This is a genomic window from Lelliottia sp. RD5 (genome assembly GCF_056032945.1).
In genome coordinates this window covers 1-18,055 of sequence record NZ_JBVYHQ010000008.1, presented here as the reverse complement: position 1 = coordinate 18,055, position 18,055 = coordinate 1, and the positions used below count along the sequence as shown (strand labels likewise).

Below are 18,055 nucleotides of genomic sequence, written 5' to 3'. Positions count from 1 at the left end.
TTATTGTTGACGGGCAAATTCAGCTAATAAAGGCCAGCGTTTAATCGCCGCCGCCAACTGTTCCCGTTGGGAAATATCGGTATAATCTATTTCTGGCAATGAAAATGCCTGGCTAAGCGCCAAAAAATCGTTTTGGAATGTGTACCCCAGGCTAGAATCAACCGGCGTTGCAGGGTCATTATTATGCATTTTAGTTTCATCCCTTTATTAAAACCAAACGAACTACGGACGTAGAAAGGCTTCCTGCCAGCGAAAATTCATTTACATGCTAAATCTGATGCTCTTTAATTTCAATGTTAGGTTTATTTCTGCGCTTTCGCTAGTAAACTGAGATACAGGTAAATTAAACGCCAAGAGGGACACTGTGAACCCCATATTTTCAGTTGGTATCCAGTCATTGTGGGATGAATTGCGCCACATGCCAGCCGGCGGAGTCTGGTGGATTAGCACGGATCGCAATGACGATGCTATAAGTCTGGTGAATCAAACAATTGCAGCACAAGATAAGGGCGCAAAAGTCGCCGTTGTCACTATGGGTGAAGACCCTAAAAAAATCATCAGACTCAATGAAACGCACGGTCCCGATAAAGTGCGCTTGTTTTCGATGCCACATGAAGAAGATGGTCTATACTTTTTGCCCCGCGATATTCAGTGCAGTATTGACCCCGAACATTATTTAGTGGTTCTCAAATGCACGAATAATTTTTGGCAGAATATATCTTCAGAAAAATTGCGTCTGTGGCTGGAAAAGATCAATAAATGGGCGCGGGTTCAAAATTGTACGCTGCTGGTAATCAGCCCAGGCAGTAATAATGATAAGCAGTTCTCATTTTTAATGAGTGAATATCGCTCTCTCTTTGGTCTTGCCAGCATCCGCCATCAGGCCGACAGCCATGTTTACGATATTGCCTTCTGGTGTAATGAAAAAGGCGTAAGCGCGCGGCAACAACTCACGCTTATGCATAATAATGGCGAGTGGCACGTTGCGCGGCAGGAAGAAACCGTCGTTCAACCGCGTAATGATGAAAAACGCATTTTGAGTCACATTGCAGTATTAGAAGGTGCCCCTGCGCTTTCTGAATATTGGTCGCTGTTTGAAACCAACGAAGGTTTGTTTAACGAGGCCCGCACGACCCAGGCTGCAACGATTGTTTTTTCTCTCACTCAGAATAATCAAATTGAGGCGATGGCGCGGCAGATCCATACCCTGCGCCGTCAGCGCGGCAGCGCGTTGAAAATCGTAGTGCGTGAGAATACCACCAGCCTGCGCGCCACCGATGAGCGTCTGCTCCTTGGCTGTGGGGCGAATATGGTGATTCCGTGGAACGCGCCCCTTTCGCGCTGTTTGACGCTGATCGAAAGTATTCAGGGCCAGCAGTTTACTCGCTACGTCCCGGAGGACATTTCGACGCTGCTTTCCATGACTCAGCCGATGAAATTACGCGGCTATCAGAAGTGGGACACCTTCTGCGAAGCGGTCAGCAATATGATGAGCAACACGCTGTTGCCGGAAAATGGTAAAGGCGTGATGGTCGCGCTGCGCCCGGTTCCGGGCATTCGTATTGAGCAGGCGCTGACGCTGTGTCGCCCTAACCGTACCGGCGATATCATGACCATTGGCGATAATCGTCTGGTGTTATTTTTATCCTTCTGCCGGGTTAACGACCTGGACACCGCGTTAAACCACATATTCCCGCTACCGACCGGCGATATCTTTTCGAACCGTATGATTTGGTTCGAAGACAATCTGATTAGCGCCGAAATCGTGCAGATGCAAATGCTGGAACCTGAGCAGTGGGGCAAACCGCTGCTGATGGCGAGCGATGCGAAACCCGTGCTGAATGCGACGCACGACGGGCACGCCTGGCGTCGCACCCCTGAGCCGCTTCGTTTGTTGAGTGATGCCCAAGAGAGAGCTTCATCATGAATAACAGCGATATCATTCAGTTGGTGGTCGTCTGTGCGATCATTTTCTTCCCGCTTGGCTACCTTGCACGCCATTCGCTGCGCCGTATTCGTGATACGACGAGATTGCTGTTTGCAAAACCTCGCTACGTTAAACCAGCAGGAACACTGAAACGGGCTACACACGTCAAGGCAAACCGAAAACATGACTAATTCTACTTATACTGCTTCGGCACCTTCGCCGCTTTGGCAATACTGGCGCGGCCTTTCCGGCTGGAACTTCTACTTTCTGGTGAAGTTTGGTTTGCTGTGGGCGGGCTATCTGAATTTCCACCCGCTGCTAAACCTGGTGTTTATGGCATTTTTGCTGATGCCAATCCCCAACCTGAAGCTGCACCGCCTGCGTCACTGGATAGCCATCCCGATTGGTTTTGCGCTGTTCTGGCACGATACCTGGCTGCCAGGTCCGGAAAGCATCATGAGCCAGGGTTCGCAGGTCGCGGGATTTAGCGCGGGCTATATTCAGGATCTGGTCGAACGGTTTATTAACTGGCAAATGATCGGCGCGATTTTCGTGCTATTCATTGCGTGGCTTTTCCTGTCGCAATGGCTGCGCATCACAGTGTTTGTGGTGGCGATAATGATCTGGCTGAACGTGTTAACGCTGGCCGGTCCGAGCTTCTCTTTGTGGCCAGCCGGTCAAGCGACAGAAACGGTCACCACCACGGGCGGTACGGCAGCACCTACCGTCGCCACTGCCGGAGCCACGCCGGTCATTGGTGATATCCCGTCACAAACCGCGCCGCCGACCAACACCAATCTCAATGCCTGGCTTTCCAGTTTTTATAACGCAGAAGCCAAGCGCCAGACCAAATTCCCGGATGCGTTACCGGCCGATGCGCAGCCTTTTGAACTGCTGGTGATTAACATCTGCTCCCTTTCGTGGGCGGACGTGGAAGCCGCCGGTTTGATGTCGCATCCGCTGTGGTCGCATTTCGATATTCAATTCAAAGACTTCAACTCGGCCACCTCGTACAGCGGTCCGGCGGCGATTCGTTTGCTGCGCGCAAGCTGCGGCCAGCCGTCGCATAAGAACCTGTATCAACCCGCAGGCAACCAGTGTTATTTGTTCGATAACCTTGAAAAACTGGGCTTCTCTCAGCACCTGATGCTCGGTCATAACGGTATTTTCGGCGGCTTCCTGAAAGAAGTGCGTGAAAACGGCGGCATGCATGCGCCGCTGATGGATCAAACAGGTCTGCCGGTTCCGCTGCTGGGCTTTGACGGCTCGCCGGTATACGACGATACCGCCGTGCTGCAACGCTGGCTGCAAACGGTCGGTAAGGACGATAACGCCCGCAGCGCGACATTCTATAACACCCTGCCGCTGCACGACGGGAACCACTATCCGGGCGTGAGCAAAACGGCGGATTACAAAGTGCGCGCGCAGAAGTTCTTCGATGAGCTGGATGCCTTCTTTACCGAGCTGGAAAAATCTGGCCGTAAGGTGATGGTTGTCGTTGTGCCGGAACATGGCGGCGCGCTGAAAGGCGACAGAATGCAGGTGTCTGGTCTGCGCGATATTCCAAGCCCGTCGATCACCAACGTGCCGGCCGGGATTAAATTCTTTGGCATGAAAGCACCGCATCAGGGTGCGCCGATTGAGATTACCCAGCCGAGCAGCTATCTGGCGATTTCAGAACTGGTGGCGCGTGCAGTGGACGGAAAGCTGTTTGTGGAGGACAGCGTGAACTGGAATCAGCTCACCAGCGGTTTGCCGCAGACGGCGGAAGTGTCCGAGAACGCCAACGCGGTAGTGATTCAGTACCAGGATAAACCCTACGTGCGGTTGAATGGCGGGGATTGGGTGCCGTATCCGCAGTAAGCGCTTTCCACTTATGGCTGTCGATTGCTGCAAAAACGCCCTCTCCATTTAGGGAGAGGGAACAATCAGTGCCGTTTGTCAGTGCAGCGATTTCCTTGCTGATAGGGGTAAAAAAACCAAAGCCATGCCTTTTTCCGGCTGTAAATCGCCGAAGCGTTTCCGTAAGGCCGGGACGACGCGCAGGGATGCGCGGCGAGGGCGTGACCTGCAAGGATGCAGGATCGCGCCCGGCCCGAAAGCCTGAAGGGAGAAGCTGAGGGAATCGCGTAGCGGCGATTTTCTTGCCGGGAGCCGGGGTTGCCAGGGTGGTGGCGATTGAGCCACCCTGGCACGTTCACCGGTTCAGGATTGATAGAAAAGCACGAAACTGGAAGTGAACGGAACAATCCACTGAGCCGCATATCCCCCTCGCGAGGAGAAAACGTTACTACTGCTCCGCCAACCACACCAACATCTTCAGACTCGCCGAATAATAATCATCCATCGCGGTGATATCCGGTTCGCCAGTGGATTGCCCCATCGTTAAATCACGCACTGCCAGCAACCCGCCTTGCATCATGTAAGGCGCGTATTCATTGGTCGTGACATTCACCCAGGCAGGGGTTTTCTCGCGGCTAAACTGTCCAAACCAGCTGCGCCATGGCGTCAGTGACGGACTTTGCGGACTCGACCAGTGGATATACAGCGGAATACGGATCGCATCATAGCTCATGCGCGGCGGCCAGGCGTTGGCGGGGGTCAGCTTGCCGCCCGCCGCCAGTGACATCCAGTCGGTCGGCAAATTCGCCGTCCCCGTACCCATTTTGCCCAGCACCTTGTGTCCATCCTGAATCAGCTCGCGCCACACCTGCAAATGGCTGCGATCGGCGAAGGCCTGCCAGGCTGGGAAAATAAAGTACGACGGATTCAGAATCACTTCGCTGTTGAGATTGAATCCCTGCGCGCCCGGCAGCATCACGCGGTAGCCCGCATAGTGAATAACCGTGCGCGCCACCAGCGATTTGGTGATCGCATCAGATGCCTGACTGTAACGCGCATCATGCCAGCGCGCGTCCGCTTTTAATAACGCCCAGGCGATCAGCGCGTCGCCATCGGAGGCGTTATTTTTGTCAGGAATCGGGTCCGGCAGGACCGGATTGTAGCGCCAATAAAACAGGCCGTTGCTTTTGTTTTTCAACGTACTGTCCGTCCACTGCCAAAGCTTGTCGAACGCCGTTTTGTCGTCGCTCGCGACCGCCATCAGCATGGCAAAGCCTTGCCCTTCGGTGTGGGAAACGTTGCCGTTGCCGGTATCGACAATCCGGCCATCCGGCATCAAAAAGCGCGCTTTATAACTCTCCCAGGCCTGTCCGGCCTGAGAGAACGGGGAAAACATCACAGTCATCATGACCGCCAGTGCGGCGCATGCGGGCTTACGCATAATTAGCTCATTGTGGGTTGTGGTAACGGAACTGCACGTCTGAAAGGGAAAAAAGACGCTCGCGACTCACCGTCACGTGCGCTTTTCCGCCCTGCCCCTGCATCCAGCGAACATAAAGCCCTTCCAGTATTGCACAGAAGGCATGGCACCAGCGGCTTTGCTGCTCGTCAATCCGGCTCACCGGCAGGGCCTGATGACGCAGCGTAAGATCGGTATCGCTGGTTTCGATCTCCACACATCCCCAGCCAAAACGCGCCAGTTGCGCGTTGATATTCGCTTCGAGTTCACCCACGGTTTCGGATGGCGGGAGTGGATACTGATCGGCCAGCGCGATACCCATCTGGCGTAAGAACGGCTGGCTCTCCAGTTCGCCCACGTTGCGCACCATGCCGTCCACAATCAGCGCCAGCAGATCAAACCACCCTTCCGGCGTTTGCTGTCCGCGAAACCAACCCAATAGCGCAGGGTTTTCCAGTGTCGTTGTCATTATTTTTCTCCCAGCATGTAGCGGAAATAGAGCCCCGCTGTACTTTCGTTATAGCTGCCAAAGGTGTCATAACCCACTTTGCCGCCGATGGTCATGTCTTTGTTGACGTTGTAATCCACGCCAGCGCGCATCGTATAGCCAATGCCGTTTTCGGAAGTGCCTTTGTACTGAGCCTCTTTGGTAAACCCACGATTCGCCAACACTTCTAACGCTTTCTGAGCGTCAGGGCTGTCCGGGAAGTAATCGCTGCTGTCCTGGCTGTAAGACTGATAGCCCACGGAACCGCCGAGATTCAGCTTCCAGTTATCAAACTTCTGCGAATAATCGACGGGCAGCGAGACGCTCACGTAGTTTTGCGGGCTGAAATAGCCGCCCTGACCCATCGTGAACTGGCTGAGGTTTTTCGAGAAATCCATCCAGCCGATACTGATCCCCGTTTGAACCTGACGGAAATCGTCGTGATAAGGGCGCACATACACGCCCGCATTGGCGTTGATGCTGGTGTTACTGGCAACGTTCTCGCCAAGGTAGCTGTAACCGCCGCCGCCGACGTAGAAACCAGCATCGCCGTCATCAAAGCTCAGCTGCGCGGTGCCGCCGTTTTTGGTCACCCGCCCCCAGGTTTCGCCAGAATATTTGTCTTTCATCCCCACGTAAGAAAGCAGGCTGTCGGTCACCGCGCGGCGTTCGCCCGTCAGAATGACCGACAAATAATCCGTTAGTTTCGGCGACCATTTCACGCCCCCCACCAACGTGCTGAGATCTTGCCCCAGCGGTGTGCTACCAATATCCAGCTTGTAGTCTTTGCCGCTCAACGCCATATTCAGCTCGACGCCGTTGGCTTTTTGCGAGTCGGTTGACTCAGAGATTTTCTCGCCGGAATTGGGCTTGTAGGTCGACTGACTTAGCGCGGTGAGTTGCGGAGAATTCAGCAAGCGATCGAAACGCTCATAGCCAGGCTCAGTGAACGGCGTGAAATTCGATGCGTCTTGATAGGCGCTAAGATCGGTAAATGCTGGTCCGTTAACCTTGTCATTGAGCGCTGCATTCACCGCCGTACTGACGTTGCTGAGCGCATTCGCCAGCGGATTGGTGCCGTAGCGACGCCACGCGTCACCGCTGGCGCTACCCGCACTCAGCGTCACCGGTGTGGCGGTAAACTCGAAACGCGACTCACCAAACGGCGAGCTGGACCAGGTCAGCGGGGCTTTGGCTTCGGTCAGTTTGCTGGTGCCCGATTCGCCATCGCGACCGCGCACTTCGACGCCGCCCTGCAGCCACATGCCGGTCTGTTCGTCCATCCGCTGCATCATGTCGTCCACCTGACGCAGCGCGCGGCTTTGGGCCGTCTCCTGCGGCAAATCGGTACGCATCGTACCCGGAAGCGTCGTGCCCGGTTCCCGTGCGGTTTGCGCCAGTTGCCACGGCAATGCGCTGTCGCTGGACGTTGTCGCGCCAATCGCCTGTGACGAACGGCTGGTCGTGACGAACGGATTATCCGCCAGCAGCAGGCCGCCCATAGTCGGTGTCGCAGAGCTGTTGGTCGATTGCAGCCCCAGCAGCTTGCCGCGCGCGCTGCGCAGATAAGTCATCGCCTGCTGATGATTGCCCTGCGCCTCTTCCAGGCGTGCCAGTAAAATCAGACGCTGCGGCGACGTATCGCTTTGCAGGCCGTTGGCGAGCTGTTTCGCTTTGGCCACATTATCTTCTGCCAGCGCCACATCGATTGCGCCCACGCGAGCGTCCTGAGTTGGCGTGTCCCGCGTCATCAGGTAGTCGTAAACCACGCCCGCTTCTTTGTTCATTTTGCCGGTCTGATACAGACGCGCCATCGCAAACATCAGATCGGTATTTTGCGGATCGCTTTGCAGGGCGCGAATCAGCTTGTCGTACGCTGCCGCATAGTTGCCCTGCTCACGAAGCTGATCCGCTTCGTTGATCACATAGCCGTTACGCACGCCCGCAAGCTGCGTTGGCGTGCTACGCGAGAGCAATTCAGGATTCGACAGGAAACTCTGCGCTTCGCCGTTCAATCCGGCCTGATTCAGCACCGCGACCTGATCGGCATAATCGCCCGCGTTCCCCTGCACGCCCTCACGCATATTGCTGCGCACCACCGACACGGCGGTAGTGAGATCGCCGCTTTGCGCCAGCATTCGCGCCAGTTTGCCCGCATCTGCCGGGCTTTCCGGCGGACGCGCTGACAGCGTTTTAAGCGTGTTCGCCGCTGCCACAGAATTCCCCTGCGCCAGATAGCGTTCGGCCGTCGCCATTTGCAGATTGGTATTCACGCGCTGCGCCAGCTCGCGCATTTGCGGCGTCTGGCTTGCAGGAGAAATACGCGACAGAAGGGTTTGTGATTGCTGCCATGCCCCACTTTCACTGGCAAATAACGCCGCCGCGTACAGGGAACTTGCGCCAGCCCCCGGACGGGATGCGGGTTGCATCACCGCCGCCGCTTCGCCATCCGCGCCTGATTTTTGCAGCAAACGCGCCAGATCGAGACGTAACCATGGGTCATCCGGTAAACGCGCAATGCCCTGACGCAGAATGCCGATGGCCTGTTCGGTATTGCCGCTGGCCGCTGCCTGCTGCGCCTGACGACGAATCGGATCGCCCGGCAAACCCGCCACCACACGCGGCTGGAGCTTCGCCTGCAAACTCGCTGGCAACGTGCGCAGCATCGCCTGTGCGTCTTCCGTTTTGTTCTGCTCTTTCAGAACGTAATAGAGGTTTTCCCGCGCCGCGCCGTTTTGCGGCTGCTGGTTAATCAACTCACGCAGCGTCTGTTCGGCCTGCGGATAATCCTTGTTGTGGCGCAGCACATCGGCGCGGAACAGTTTGGCCGCCGTTCCACGTTCGCCACTTTGCTGCACCAGCGGCGCAGAGAGCGCCAGCGCCTGGCTGACGTTGCCCTCTTTCAGCGCCTGCTGCGCCTGGGCGAGTTGACCGTAAAATGCAGCGTCGTCGGCCTGCGCTTGGCGCTCCGTTGATGCGTCCCCGCCCTGGCTGGCGGCGCGTCCGAGATATTGCGCGGCCGCCTGATAGTCACCGCTGCGCTGAGCGATATACCCCATTCCTGCCAGCGCGTCAGCATCCTGCGGGTTGGTTTGTAGCACCTGCTCAAACTGACGTTTTGCCGCATCGGTATTGCCGCTGTTCAGCGCGGTATACCCTTCACCTTTCGCGGCACCGCCAATATTTTTGCGATAGTATGCCTGCACTTCGCTGTCCTGCGGATGACGCTGCAGCCAGGTGTCGTAGAACTGCTCGTCACCCGCTTTGGGTCCCAGCCACAGCAGCGCCTGACGCAAGCCTGCATCCGCATCTTTGCTGCCACTCGCCATCTGTTGGAGCTGGGTAATCCCGTCGCGGCGCGTGCTTTCCTGCCAGGTCAGCATTTTGCCCAACGCTACGCGCGCGGCGTTGTCCTGCGGGTTTTGCGCCGCAAAGCGCTGTAATTCCGCGAGTGCCTGCGGATAGCGCGATTTATCGCTACCCATGGTCTGGTAGTACTCGGGCGCCAGGCTCGCAGGCGGCGTGTCACCGCTAAATAGCGTTTTCCAGGTCGCCAGCGCGGCGGGAATATTACCGCTCCGCGCCTGCTGACGCGCCAGCGTCAGCGTGCCCTGCGGGACTTGCGTCATCTGTTTGGCATTATCCAGCGATTGCAAACTCGCATCGCCCGGCGAGACTTTTGCCAGCCGCGCACGCCACTGCGCCGCGCCCTGTAAATCACCGTTTTGCTGCGCCCACAAGGCCATCAGATACAGCGCTTGCGTGTTGTTGGCATCAACCATCAACACCTTTTTGAGCGATTCGCTCGCCAAGTCATCGTGGGATTTTTCGTGCCAGTAGTTGGCCTGGTCGAACAACGCTTTCAGCGCCGCATCGTTTTGCGCCGCATAAGCCGCCGATCCAAACGCCAGCACGCCGGAGAGACAGATTGCCGATTTAATGGTTATTTTTTTCACTTTCCCGTCTCCGGATTCAAACGCTTACGCGCGCGCTTTTTCAGCCAGGCATACAGCCCCAACCCGCAAAGCGTACTCATGATCAGTCCCAGAATCGCCAGCAGCGCCGAGTGCTGGTTGGCGTACCAGACAATCATCATCTGGGTCGGCATTTCGCCGCTCGGGAACTGCGACCCCACGCGGAAGCTGCGTACGCCGTTTTCGTTGGTGATAATGGCCGCGTCACCGCGAATCCCGGCGTTGATGCGCGCGGAGGTTAAATCGTCATGCAGACGGGCTAACTGCTCGTCGTTACTGCCGAGCGCCATCACCACCAGACGATCGCTGCTCCACGGGGAACGGAAACTGACAAACCCGCGCCAGGCTTCGTTCGAGGAGAAATAGCGATCGGCTTCGACGCCATCGGAGGTCCAGTCGCCCGCCAGCCAGCGTTGCAGTTTCTGCCAGGTTGACGGGGTGCGAACGCCCAGCGTGTTGTCATGGGAGGTAAACGGCGAACCGCTCAACAGCGCCTGGTTAAAGTCGTGCTGCGCCATGCCGCTGACCGCCAGAACATCGCGCGTACGCAGCAGCTCCAGATTGCCACCGGCTGTCGGCACGCCGAGCACCACGCGGTTGTTATACAGCGCCGTGCCGGTGGCATTGCCGGAACGCGCTGCCATATCCAGCAGCGTAGCTATTTGCGTTTCGGTCGGCTGTTCAGGCAGCAGCAGAACGGTTTGCGAATAGTCGGCCAGACGCGTGAACGGGAAGGATGCGCCGACAAAATAGGAAAGATTCGGCAGAAGCGAGAAGTGGCGCGTGTGGCTCAGATCGATCCACGAATCTTCGTCGATGCGGCTCTTGATGTTGTTGTTCATCAGCACGCTACACGGCGCGTTCTCTTTCGCCGTGATGTTGAAATAGAGCGACAGCTGGTTGTCGCCGTAAATCATGTACGGCTCAAGCGGCATGTCGAATTTCTCCTGCCGTGCATCGCCACCGACTTTGTGCCACAGCGTTTCCAGCGCGCCCTGCTTGTTGACCGGCAGGTTGTGCAGGAACGTGTCATTCATGGTCATGCTCAGCCAGGACTTGTTTTCATCGATCCAGCTTTCGGTCGGGAAACGGTAGCCGATATGCAGCGGAATGGTTTCGCCGTCCCACAGGAACAGATCCGGCGCGGCGCGGAAGGCTACGCGCAGCGGCGCATGCCAGATCCCGGTGACGGTCAGACTTTGATCCTTGCGGATCAGCTCAGAGAGCTTCACCGGCCGATCGGTTGGGATCCAGCGCGGCGCGTCGTAAGGCTTGCTGGCCGGGATCGTCTGCGTGGGGATCGTCATGCTGGCGGTTTGCTGCGTGAAGTTGCCCCGCGTCAGTCGCCATGCGGCGGTGCGCAGCGCCGCGTCGTCGTTACCGACGATCAGCAGCAGTTTATAAACCGGGTTCGCCGGGTTATCGATAACCTGCAGCATCGGCTGAGAAGACTGCGGCAGCGTCAGGCCGCCAATTTTCTCACCGGGATGGCCAATCAGAATGCCGTTTTTCTCTGGCAGCGTGTCGTGCAGCGCGGCAAATGAGACGCCGCGATAATCTGCCTGAATGCCGAGCCAGGAGGAGATCGATGCCGCTGCGCTGAGCGTATCGCTGCTGAGCGTGGGGCCAAAGGCGAAAGCAATGGTGGCCGGCGTCATCTGCATCGAATCAAAGAACGGGCGCGGGAAATGGCTGAGATCCGAGCCGATATCGAGCTGCTGGCCTTCCAAATCAAAGCGAGAGTCCGGTAGGATCGTGACGCGGTATTTTTCAGACAGATCGCGCTGGCACTGCATCGCATCGCCATCGTTAATCTTGAAGCTCAGGCTGTTGCTGGACACCAACAGGGCAGCGGGGATATCAAGCTGGAAGCGAGACACATCGCTGTCTGCCGCCCCCAGCGGCACGGTGCCAAGTGGCTGACCGTTGAGCATCAGTTGCATGGTGGCGTTGCGCGTTGCCATTGCCGGAGAGACTTTCAGATTCAACGAGAGTTGCGCATTCGTGATGACCTGATCGACCGGGAGAGTGAAGTTCATCCCGCCCTGTAACTGGCCGCCGCTCAGCACCAGGCCCTGCGGCTGGCCCATCTGCGCCACGCTGATACTGTTTACCGTGGACGGCACAAAATTCGCCAGCACCGGTGTGGTCGGCGCGGGCATTTCTACCGGCAAGAGCGCCTCAACAGAGGTTTCTTCGCTATGCAGCGGCAGCGCAAATAACGACGCCGCCAGCAGAGTGAGTTTTGTCAGGTGCTTCATACGTTGCCGTCCTCCTGCACTTGCGCTTGCGCACGGCGGTTCTCCCGGCGCGTTTTCCACGTCAGCCAGAAGAGATCAAAGACGCAGCGCACGATGGTCAGCAGCGAGCGGAACGGATTGTCCTGCGGTTTTGGCGGCTGGATCCACGCATCAGCGCGAGCCAATACCACGCGCACCAGTTCACGGCGGCGCGCCAGCGGAATATCTTCAAACATCAGGCGGATATACTCTTCGTCAGTAGCGACCACTTTCACCGGAATGCTAATCGCACCCGATTGCAGCAGCAGTTCCACCTCTTCGATTTCATCCGTCAGATGGCGATCATCCGGCAGTTCGATGCGGCAACCGCCCATCGATAAATCCGCCGTCTGGCTGCGGGAAGAGATCCCGCTGGCGTAGTGAATCAGCACCGGGATTTTGACGTCGATACGAATGGTTTTGCGCGTCTGGCGCGTTTCACGGGCGACGGCAATCGCCGCCAGCAGGAAGATCAGGCTGTAAAGTCCCCAACCGACGTTGAGCGCGATAACGCTGGGATCGACGCCGTAGTAGTCGTGGGCACACGCGCGAACGATACCGGCGATGACGCCGATAGCCAGCAAAATGGCGATCACCAGATGCGGGCGCACGACCCGGAAATCGAAGTAGCCGACGTTAAGCAGCGCCCCTTTATCCGTCACGTTGAACTTGCCGCGCTTCGGGAAAATCATGGTCACGGCAGTTGGCAATACCAGATGGAACGCCAGCACCAAATCGTAGATTTCGCCCCAGAAGCTGTAGCGATAGCGTCCGTTCATCCGCGAGTTGAGGTAAATCGCCAGGAACAGGTGCGGCAGCGCATAGGCAAACACCAGACCCGCCGACGAGTGAATGATGTTGAGGTTGAACAGCAGATAGGCCAGCGGCGCGGTTAAGAATGCGATACGCGGCAGCGCGAACTGATAGTAGAGCATGGCGCTGAGGTAGCACAGGCGCTGCTGAATCGTCAGCCCACGGCCTAACAGCGGGTTATCCAGACGGAAAATTTGCGTCATGCCGCGTGCCCAGCGGGTTCGCTGGATGACGTGCAGCACCAGACGTTCGGTAGCAAGACCGGCGGCCAGGGGGATATCAAGAAACGCGGATTTCCAGCCGAGACGCTGCATTTTCAGCGCGGTGTGGGCATCTTCGGTGACGGTTTCCACGGCGAAGCCGCCAATCTCTTCCAATGCGCTACGGCGGATAACCGCACAGGAGCCGCAGAAGAACGTGGCGTTCCAGTTGTCGTTACCCTGCTGGATGGGGCCGTAGAACAGTGTCCCTTCATTCGGGATATTGCGCCCGACGGAGAGGTTACGTTCGAACGGATCCGGCGAGTAGAAATAGTGCGGCGTTTGCACCAGTGCCAGCTTGGGATCTTTCAGGAACCCGCCCACGGTAGCTTGCAGGAAAATACGCGTGGCAACGTGGTCACAGTCAAACACCGTGATAAGCTCACCCTGCGTCAGTTTCATCGCATGGTTCAGGTTGCCCGCTTTCGCGTGGGAGTTGTCGTTACGGGTGATATAACCCACGCCAACGTCTGCCGCGAAGACGGCAAACTCGCGGCGCTTCCCGTCATCGAGCAGGTAAATCTTCATTTTGTCGCGCGGGTAGTCGATACACTGCGCGGCCAGCACCGTATCGCGCACCACGTCCAGCGATTCGTTATAGGTTGGGATGTAGACGTCAACCGTTGGCCATTTCGACATATCGTCGGGCAGCGGGACAATTTCACGCTTTAGCGGCCAGATGGTTTGCAGATAGTTGAGCAGCAAGAGCACCCAGACGTAGACTTCCGCCAGAAATAACCCCATCCCGAGTATTGTTTCAATCTCAGAATTAAAATGCAGGGTTTGCGTGAGGCGGAAATACATATAGCGGGTCGACATCAATAATGACATCACCACCATAATTACAGAAATGCTGCGTCTTTTACTAAAGCCCATTAAAAACAGAAGGCCAATACTGATAAAGCCGAAGATATATTGTTTCTGGCTGTCCATCGGCGTGATGATGATGAGCAAGGCAACAGGAATCATTGCTAAGGCCAGCAAAATAAATAGAAACTTTTTCATAGGTTGCTCTGCCTGAGTTTAAAACCCGGAATGACGCGGAAGGGTGTGAACAGTGCCGTCACCTACTTTCACTCCAAGAATACCCGCGACTTTTTTGGCAATAAGCTCAATGTCGAAGGCCGCGGCGGATGCCGGACTGAAGTCAAATACGGACTGTTGGGAGGCATTGGCTTCGCCAACGCTTTCGTCGCGGTGTACAACACCCAGCAATTTGTCGCCAAGTTTATTTTCAACAAAGGCTGTGACATCACGACTGATCTGTCGACGGTTGTCGCTTTGATTGAGGATAAAGTAGTGCCCGGCTTTGTGATTGAGCGCGCCGCCCGTCAGGCGTTGATTTTCAATTTGCGGCAACAGGGAGAGTGAAGCGGTGTCTGCCATCAGCGTAATCAAGTGCAGATCCGCCAGGCGTGACATCGCTTTTAAGGCTGGCGACGGTCCCGGTGGGAAATCGGCAATAATAATCAACCCAGGATAATTCAAAAGGGTGCTTAAACCGCGCGTGAGGAAATGCTCATCATGTGTGAGTCGTTCTTCAAACGCCATGCGTTGCGGTTCGGTGGCATCGCCGTACGGCAACACAAATAAGTTTCCACCGGCTGTGAGCACAAACTGGCTCCAGTCGGAGGATTCTGCTGCTCTGGCAACGTAGCCACGGGTGTCAGAAAGCGGCACACCAAAATGCAGGCGTAACGCATTTTGCACATCGAAATCCAGCGCTAAAACCTTACTTCCCGAGCGCGCGAGCGCATAAGCCAGATTTGCGGTCATGGTCGTCTTACCCACGCCGCCTTTTGGCGAACAAATGCAAACTAACGGCATGTGGCGATCCTTTCCAGCAGGGAATTCAGGGGCTGATTTTTTTCAGCGGTAGGCGTCGGGGTGTTCGTCGCAGGTGCAAACAGACGCGAGAAATTCACCTCAGCCGGAGCAGGCATAACGGCACGAACCGATTCTGGTGCAGGTGCAGGTGCAGGTGCAGGTGCAGGTGCAGGTGCAGGTGCTACAGAGAGTGTGTCAGGCGTTGCGGCAAGCTGCTCGGCAACGTCATTTAATATCGAAGAGGCATCATGAGACACCGTCTCAATCGCAACCTTGTCGGGCACGAAGGCAGCATCCGTCAGTGCAAATGCTTCAGGCGTGACGGGTTGTGGAATGGGTAAAGAGACGTGTCCCCCAACGGCAAGGGCATTTGTTTCCGTTGCAGGAAGAAGTTGATTAAGAATGGCCCAACTTCCTTGCTCGCTCCCCTGAGTTTGTCCTGAGAAGTCTTTAAAATCGAGCGCCTGATTGCGCGTTTTGTCCTTAAATCGCTGCAAATCATCATAGTGATTCATAGTTATACTCATGATTTACAAATACATAATGTACACACCACAGTTTGACTCACGTGGCCATTTACGATCGACAGACGAGTTTTATTCAGGTGTAGGTGTACAGTGACGTTGCAGAGTTAACTGAACGTTTATTATGGGCATGCTTAAATTATGGGTTTAATGCCGGAGTGTTTATTTACGACTTAACAGTAAACATCGACTCGACACATGCTAACTGTTTTTGAACGAAAAAAACACGGTGAGCTCATTAACTTAACTAAAGGTAATTTACAGATTTAAAATTCAACGAATAAGTTAAAATCCAGATTTAAATATCGATTAAAAATGGTTAAATGGATTTTATATCTACTTAATGTGATTCCTGTTTTAATAAAAAGTTACCCTGAGAAATATTTAGAAATACTTTTTCGTCGTTAATTTTTGCCGACTTTCGTTAACTCCTTATTCTTACTAATATTCTTTCAAGGCCTACTACTTTAGGGGGGGGTAATATACGCGCGCACAAAAAAGGGAGCCGTTGGCTCCCTTAGGTTATTCTGCGCTTCGCAGTGAGATTTCGCCACCCACCCACGGCTTTAAAATACCCTCCTGTTCAAGCAAGAGAGCACCTTGAGCATCGATGCCACGTGAAGTGCCAAAGATTTCCTTATCACCAATAATCAGTTTCACCGGGCGATGAATAAAATTATCCAGCTTTTCCCAACGACCCAGGAACGGCGAAAGCCCTTCTTGTTCAAAAAGCATTAATGATTGACGTAATTCTTTAATTAGACGCACAGCAAGAATATTACGATCAATAGTCACACCCGCTTCCTGGAGCGTTATCCAACCCTGATTGACGACGTCCGCCTGCACGTTGCGCATGACCATATTGAGACCGGCACCGATCACGATCTGTGCTGCATCGCCGGTTTTTCCCGTCATTTCGACCAAAATACCTGCAAGTTTCCGATCGTTGAGATAAAGATCGTTAGGCCATTTTACACGTACTTTATCCGCGCCCAGACTGTGCAATACTTCGGCAATCACGATGCCGATCACCAGACTTAAACCGATGGCGGCAGCCGGACCTTGTTCAAGACGCCAGAACATAGAGAGATAGAGATTTGCGCCAAACGGTGAGAACCACTTGCGTCCTCGACGTCCCCGACCCGCCTGCTGATATTCAGCGACGCAGCTATCACCAGAGTTCAGTTCATTAATTCGGTCTAACAAATACTGATTTGTGGAGTCGATGACCGGCAGTACGGTCACTTTTCCCTGCTTCAACTGGCTGCGAATGACATTTTCATCCAATAGCTGAATAGGTTCCGGCAAACTATAGCCTTTGCCGGGTACAGTGAAAACATCAACACCCCAGTCGCGCAGGGTCTGAATGTGCTTATTGATCGCTGCACGACTCATGCCCAAGCGTTCGCCCAGTTGTTCGCCCGAGTGGAATTCACCATCAGCAAGAATGCTAATCAGCGTTAATGGAACGGTATTATCTCTCACGCAATCGTCTCCACGGCATTTACTTCACCCGTAGGCCCGATAAAACGGACCTCTGGCTCAAGCCAAACACCGAATTTATCGCCAACACATTGACGAACATAATGGGCCAGAGCGACGACATCTTCGCTGGTCGCATTATTTTCATTGATCAGCACCAGAGCCTGCTGACGATGCACCGCTGCCCCCCCTTTTACCGAACCCTTGAGCTGACACCGATCGATAAGCCATCCAGCAGCCAGTTTCACCCCCCCGTCTGCCTGCGGGTAATGCGGTACGTTGGGCCATTCTGCGAGCAACGTTTTTGCCGATTCGCCGCTAATAACGGGGTTTTTGAAGAAACTACCGGCATTTCCATTCACTTTAGGATCGGGAAGTTTCGTCATCCGCATATGACATACAGCGTCGAAAACTTCACGCGCAGTGACTTTTGTCGGATCAAGACGGGTTAAATCACCGTAGGTTAATACTGGCTGCCAGCGTTTTGCGAGGCGCAAACCCACGGACACGATGACATAGCGATCCTGATACTCATGCTTGAAAATACTGTCTCGATAACCAAAATGGCACTGTTCTGCGGTCAGGCGGCTCGCTTTTCCGGTCGCCAATTCGATGCAGTCGACATAGTCACAAACATGTTTAAGTTCAATGCCATAAGCACCAATATTCTGAATGGGGGAAGAGCCAACGCAGCCAGGAATCAGCGCCAGGTTTTCCAGCCCTGCCATCCCTTTTTCAAGCGTGAATTGCACCAGTTTATGCCAGTTTTCCCCCGCGCCTACATGCAGGTGCCAGCTCTCATCCGTTTCACTAATCTCAATGCCCATAATGCGGTTAATAATGACTGTACCGGCAAAATCATCAAGAAAAAGGACGTTACTTCCTTCACCCAGGATCAGAACAGGTTGATGATTTTCAGTCGCCGTGTTCCACGCATCAAGAAGTTGGTGAGTATTCTCGGCACGTACAATGTTATCGGCAATTCTTTGAATACCAAAGGTATTCCAGGGCTTAAGGTTATGATTCATAGACGCTATCCTGATGCAATTTCTGCGATAGTTTACCGTATATGTGAGTCGATTGGGGATTAGTTTGGCAGGAGGGAGTCTGAGATCTTACATAATGTCACAAGCAAAAAACCCCGGACCTTGCGGACCGGGGTTCTTCTTTATTGATGCCTG

At 54.8% G+C, this 18,055-nt stretch carries 13 protein-coding genes; 3 read left to right on the top strand and 10 right to left on the bottom strand.

Annotation, left to right across the window (positions count from 1 at the left end):
• The gene (bcsR, locus tag AC0LWE_RS19590; RefSeq protein ID WP_059180392.1) at positions 1–189 is read right to left on the bottom strand and encodes a cellulose biosynthesis protein BcsR; all 189 of its coding nucleotides are present in this window, start codon (positions 187–189) and stop codon (positions 1–3) included.
• A gap of 175 nt (positions 190–364) precedes the next feature.
• Here bcsR and bcsE point away from each other — a divergent pair, with 175 nt between their 5' ends.
• The 3 genes from bcsE to bcsG are packed head-to-tail and all read left to right on the top strand — an operon-like array spanning position 365 to position 3,790.
• A complete protein-coding gene (bcsE, locus tag AC0LWE_RS19585; RefSeq protein ID WP_174343494.1) occupies positions 365–1,927 on the top strand; it encodes a cellulose biosynthesis c-di-GMP-binding protein BcsE in 1,563 nt (520 codons plus the stop codon).
• Entirely contained in the window at positions 1,921–2,118 is a 198-nt protein-coding gene (gene bcsF, locus AC0LWE_RS19580; RefSeq protein ID WP_219347672.1) for a cellulose biosynthesis protein BcsF, read from the top strand. The genes bcsE and bcsF overlap by 7 nt, the downstream gene beginning before the upstream one ends.
• Positions 2,111–3,790 carry a cellulose biosynthesis protein BcsG gene (gene bcsG, locus AC0LWE_RS19575; protein WP_059180395.1) on the top strand — a complete coding sequence of 560 codons (1,680 nt, stop codon included), beginning with the start codon at positions 2,111–2,113 and terminating at the stop codon, positions 3,788–3,790. Before bcsF ends, bcsG begins: the two co-directional genes overlap by 8 nt.
• A gap of 427 nt (positions 3,791–4,217) precedes the next feature.
• Here bcsG and AC0LWE_RS19570 read toward each other — a convergent pair whose 3' ends face one another.
• The 9 genes from AC0LWE_RS19570 to murB form a co-directional block, all read right to left on the bottom strand.
• Positions 4,218–5,210, bottom strand: a complete 993-nt coding sequence (locus tag AC0LWE_RS19570) for a family 8 glycosyl hydrolase (protein ID WP_131489365.1) — start codon at positions 5,208–5,210, stop codon at positions 4,218–4,220.
• Between the two features lie 7 nt (positions 5,211–5,217).
• On the bottom strand, positions 5,218–5,697 hold the full coding sequence (gene bcsD / locus AC0LWE_RS19565) for a cellulose biosynthesis protein BcsD (RefSeq protein WP_059180397.1): 480 nt from the start codon (positions 5,695–5,697) through the stop codon (positions 5,218–5,220).
• Positions 5,697–9,671 (bottom strand): cellulose biosynthesis protein BcsC, encoded by a 3,975-nt coding sequence (locus tag AC0LWE_RS19560; protein ID WP_219347275.1) that lies wholly within the window; start codon positions 9,669–9,671, stop codon positions 5,697–5,699. The genes bcsD and AC0LWE_RS19560 overlap by 1 nt, the downstream gene beginning before the upstream one ends.
• Entirely contained in the window at positions 9,668–11,950 is a 2,283-nt protein-coding gene (gene bcsB, locus AC0LWE_RS19555) for a cellulose biosynthesis cyclic di-GMP-binding regulatory protein BcsB (protein ID WP_219347274.1), read from the bottom strand. The genes AC0LWE_RS19560 and bcsB overlap by 4 nt, the downstream gene beginning before the upstream one ends.
• Positions 11,947–14,046 carry a UDP-forming cellulose synthase catalytic subunit gene (bcsA, locus tag AC0LWE_RS19550; RefSeq protein WP_059180400.1) on the bottom strand — a complete coding sequence of 700 codons (2,100 nt, stop codon included), beginning with the start codon at positions 14,044–14,046 and terminating at the stop codon, positions 11,947–11,949. The genes bcsB and bcsA overlap by 4 nt, the downstream gene beginning before the upstream one ends.
• An 18-nt stretch (positions 14,047–14,064) precedes the next feature.
• Complete coding sequence (bcsQ, locus tag AC0LWE_RS19545) at positions 14,065–14,868, bottom strand: cellulose biosynthesis protein BcsQ (RefSeq protein ID WP_015960901.1); 804 nt, start codon at positions 14,866–14,868, stop codon at positions 14,065–14,067.
• A complete protein-coding gene (gene bcsO, locus AC0LWE_RS19540; RefSeq protein WP_245004265.1) occupies positions 14,859–15,383 on the bottom strand; it encodes a cellulose biosynthesis protein BcsO in 525 nt (174 codons plus the stop codon). The genes bcsQ and bcsO overlap by 10 nt, the downstream gene beginning before the upstream one ends.
• Before the next feature lie 531 nt (positions 15,384–15,914).
• Positions 15,915–16,877: a bifunctional biotin--[acetyl-CoA-carboxylase] ligase/biotin operon repressor BirA gene (birA, locus tag AC0LWE_RS19535; RefSeq protein WP_219347272.1), complete on the bottom strand. Its 963-nt coding sequence runs from the start codon at positions 16,875–16,877 to the stop codon at positions 15,915–15,917.
• Positions 16,874–17,902 carry a UDP-N-acetylmuramate dehydrogenase gene (gene murB / locus AC0LWE_RS19530; RefSeq protein WP_219347271.1) on the bottom strand — a complete coding sequence of 343 codons (1,029 nt, stop codon included), beginning with the start codon at positions 17,900–17,902 and terminating at the stop codon, positions 16,874–16,876. Before murB ends, birA begins: the two co-directional genes overlap by 4 nt.
• Positions 17,903–18,055: the final 153 nt, after the last annotated feature.

Bases quoted from the DNA above. Each gene is read 5' to 3' on its own strand.
- bcsR (WP_059180392.1), bottom strand. From the start codon at position 189: ATGCATAATAATGACCCTGCAACGCCGGTTGATTCTAGCCTGGGGTAC.
- bcsG (WP_059180395.1), top strand. From the start codon at position 2,111: ATGACTAATTCTACTTATACTGCTTCGGCACCTTCGCCGCTTTGGCAA.
- AC0LWE_RS19570 (WP_131489365.1), bottom strand. From the start codon at position 5,210: ATGCGTAAGCCCGCATGCGCCGCACTGGCGGTCATGATGACTGTGATG.
- bcsD (WP_059180397.1), bottom strand. From the start codon at position 5,697: ATGACAACGACACTGGAAAACCCTGCGCTATTGGGTTGGTTTCGCGGA.
- bcsB (WP_219347274.1), bottom strand. From the start codon at position 11,950: ATGAAGCACCTGACAAAACTCACTCTGCTGGCGGCGTCGTTATTTGCG.
- bcsA (WP_059180400.1), bottom strand. From the start codon at position 14,046: ATGAAAAAGTTTCTATTTATTTTGCTGGCCTTAGCAATGATTCCTGTT.
- bcsQ (WP_015960901.1), bottom strand. From the start codon at position 14,868: ATGCCGTTAGTTTGCATTTGTTCGCCAAAAGGCGGCGTGGGTAAGACG.
- bcsO (WP_245004265.1), bottom strand. From the start codon at position 15,383: ATGAATCACTATGATGATTTGCAGCGATTTAAGGACAAAACGCGCAAT.
- murB (WP_219347271.1), bottom strand. From the start codon at position 17,902: ATGAATCATAACCTTAAGCCCTGGAATACCTTTGGTATTCAAAGAATT.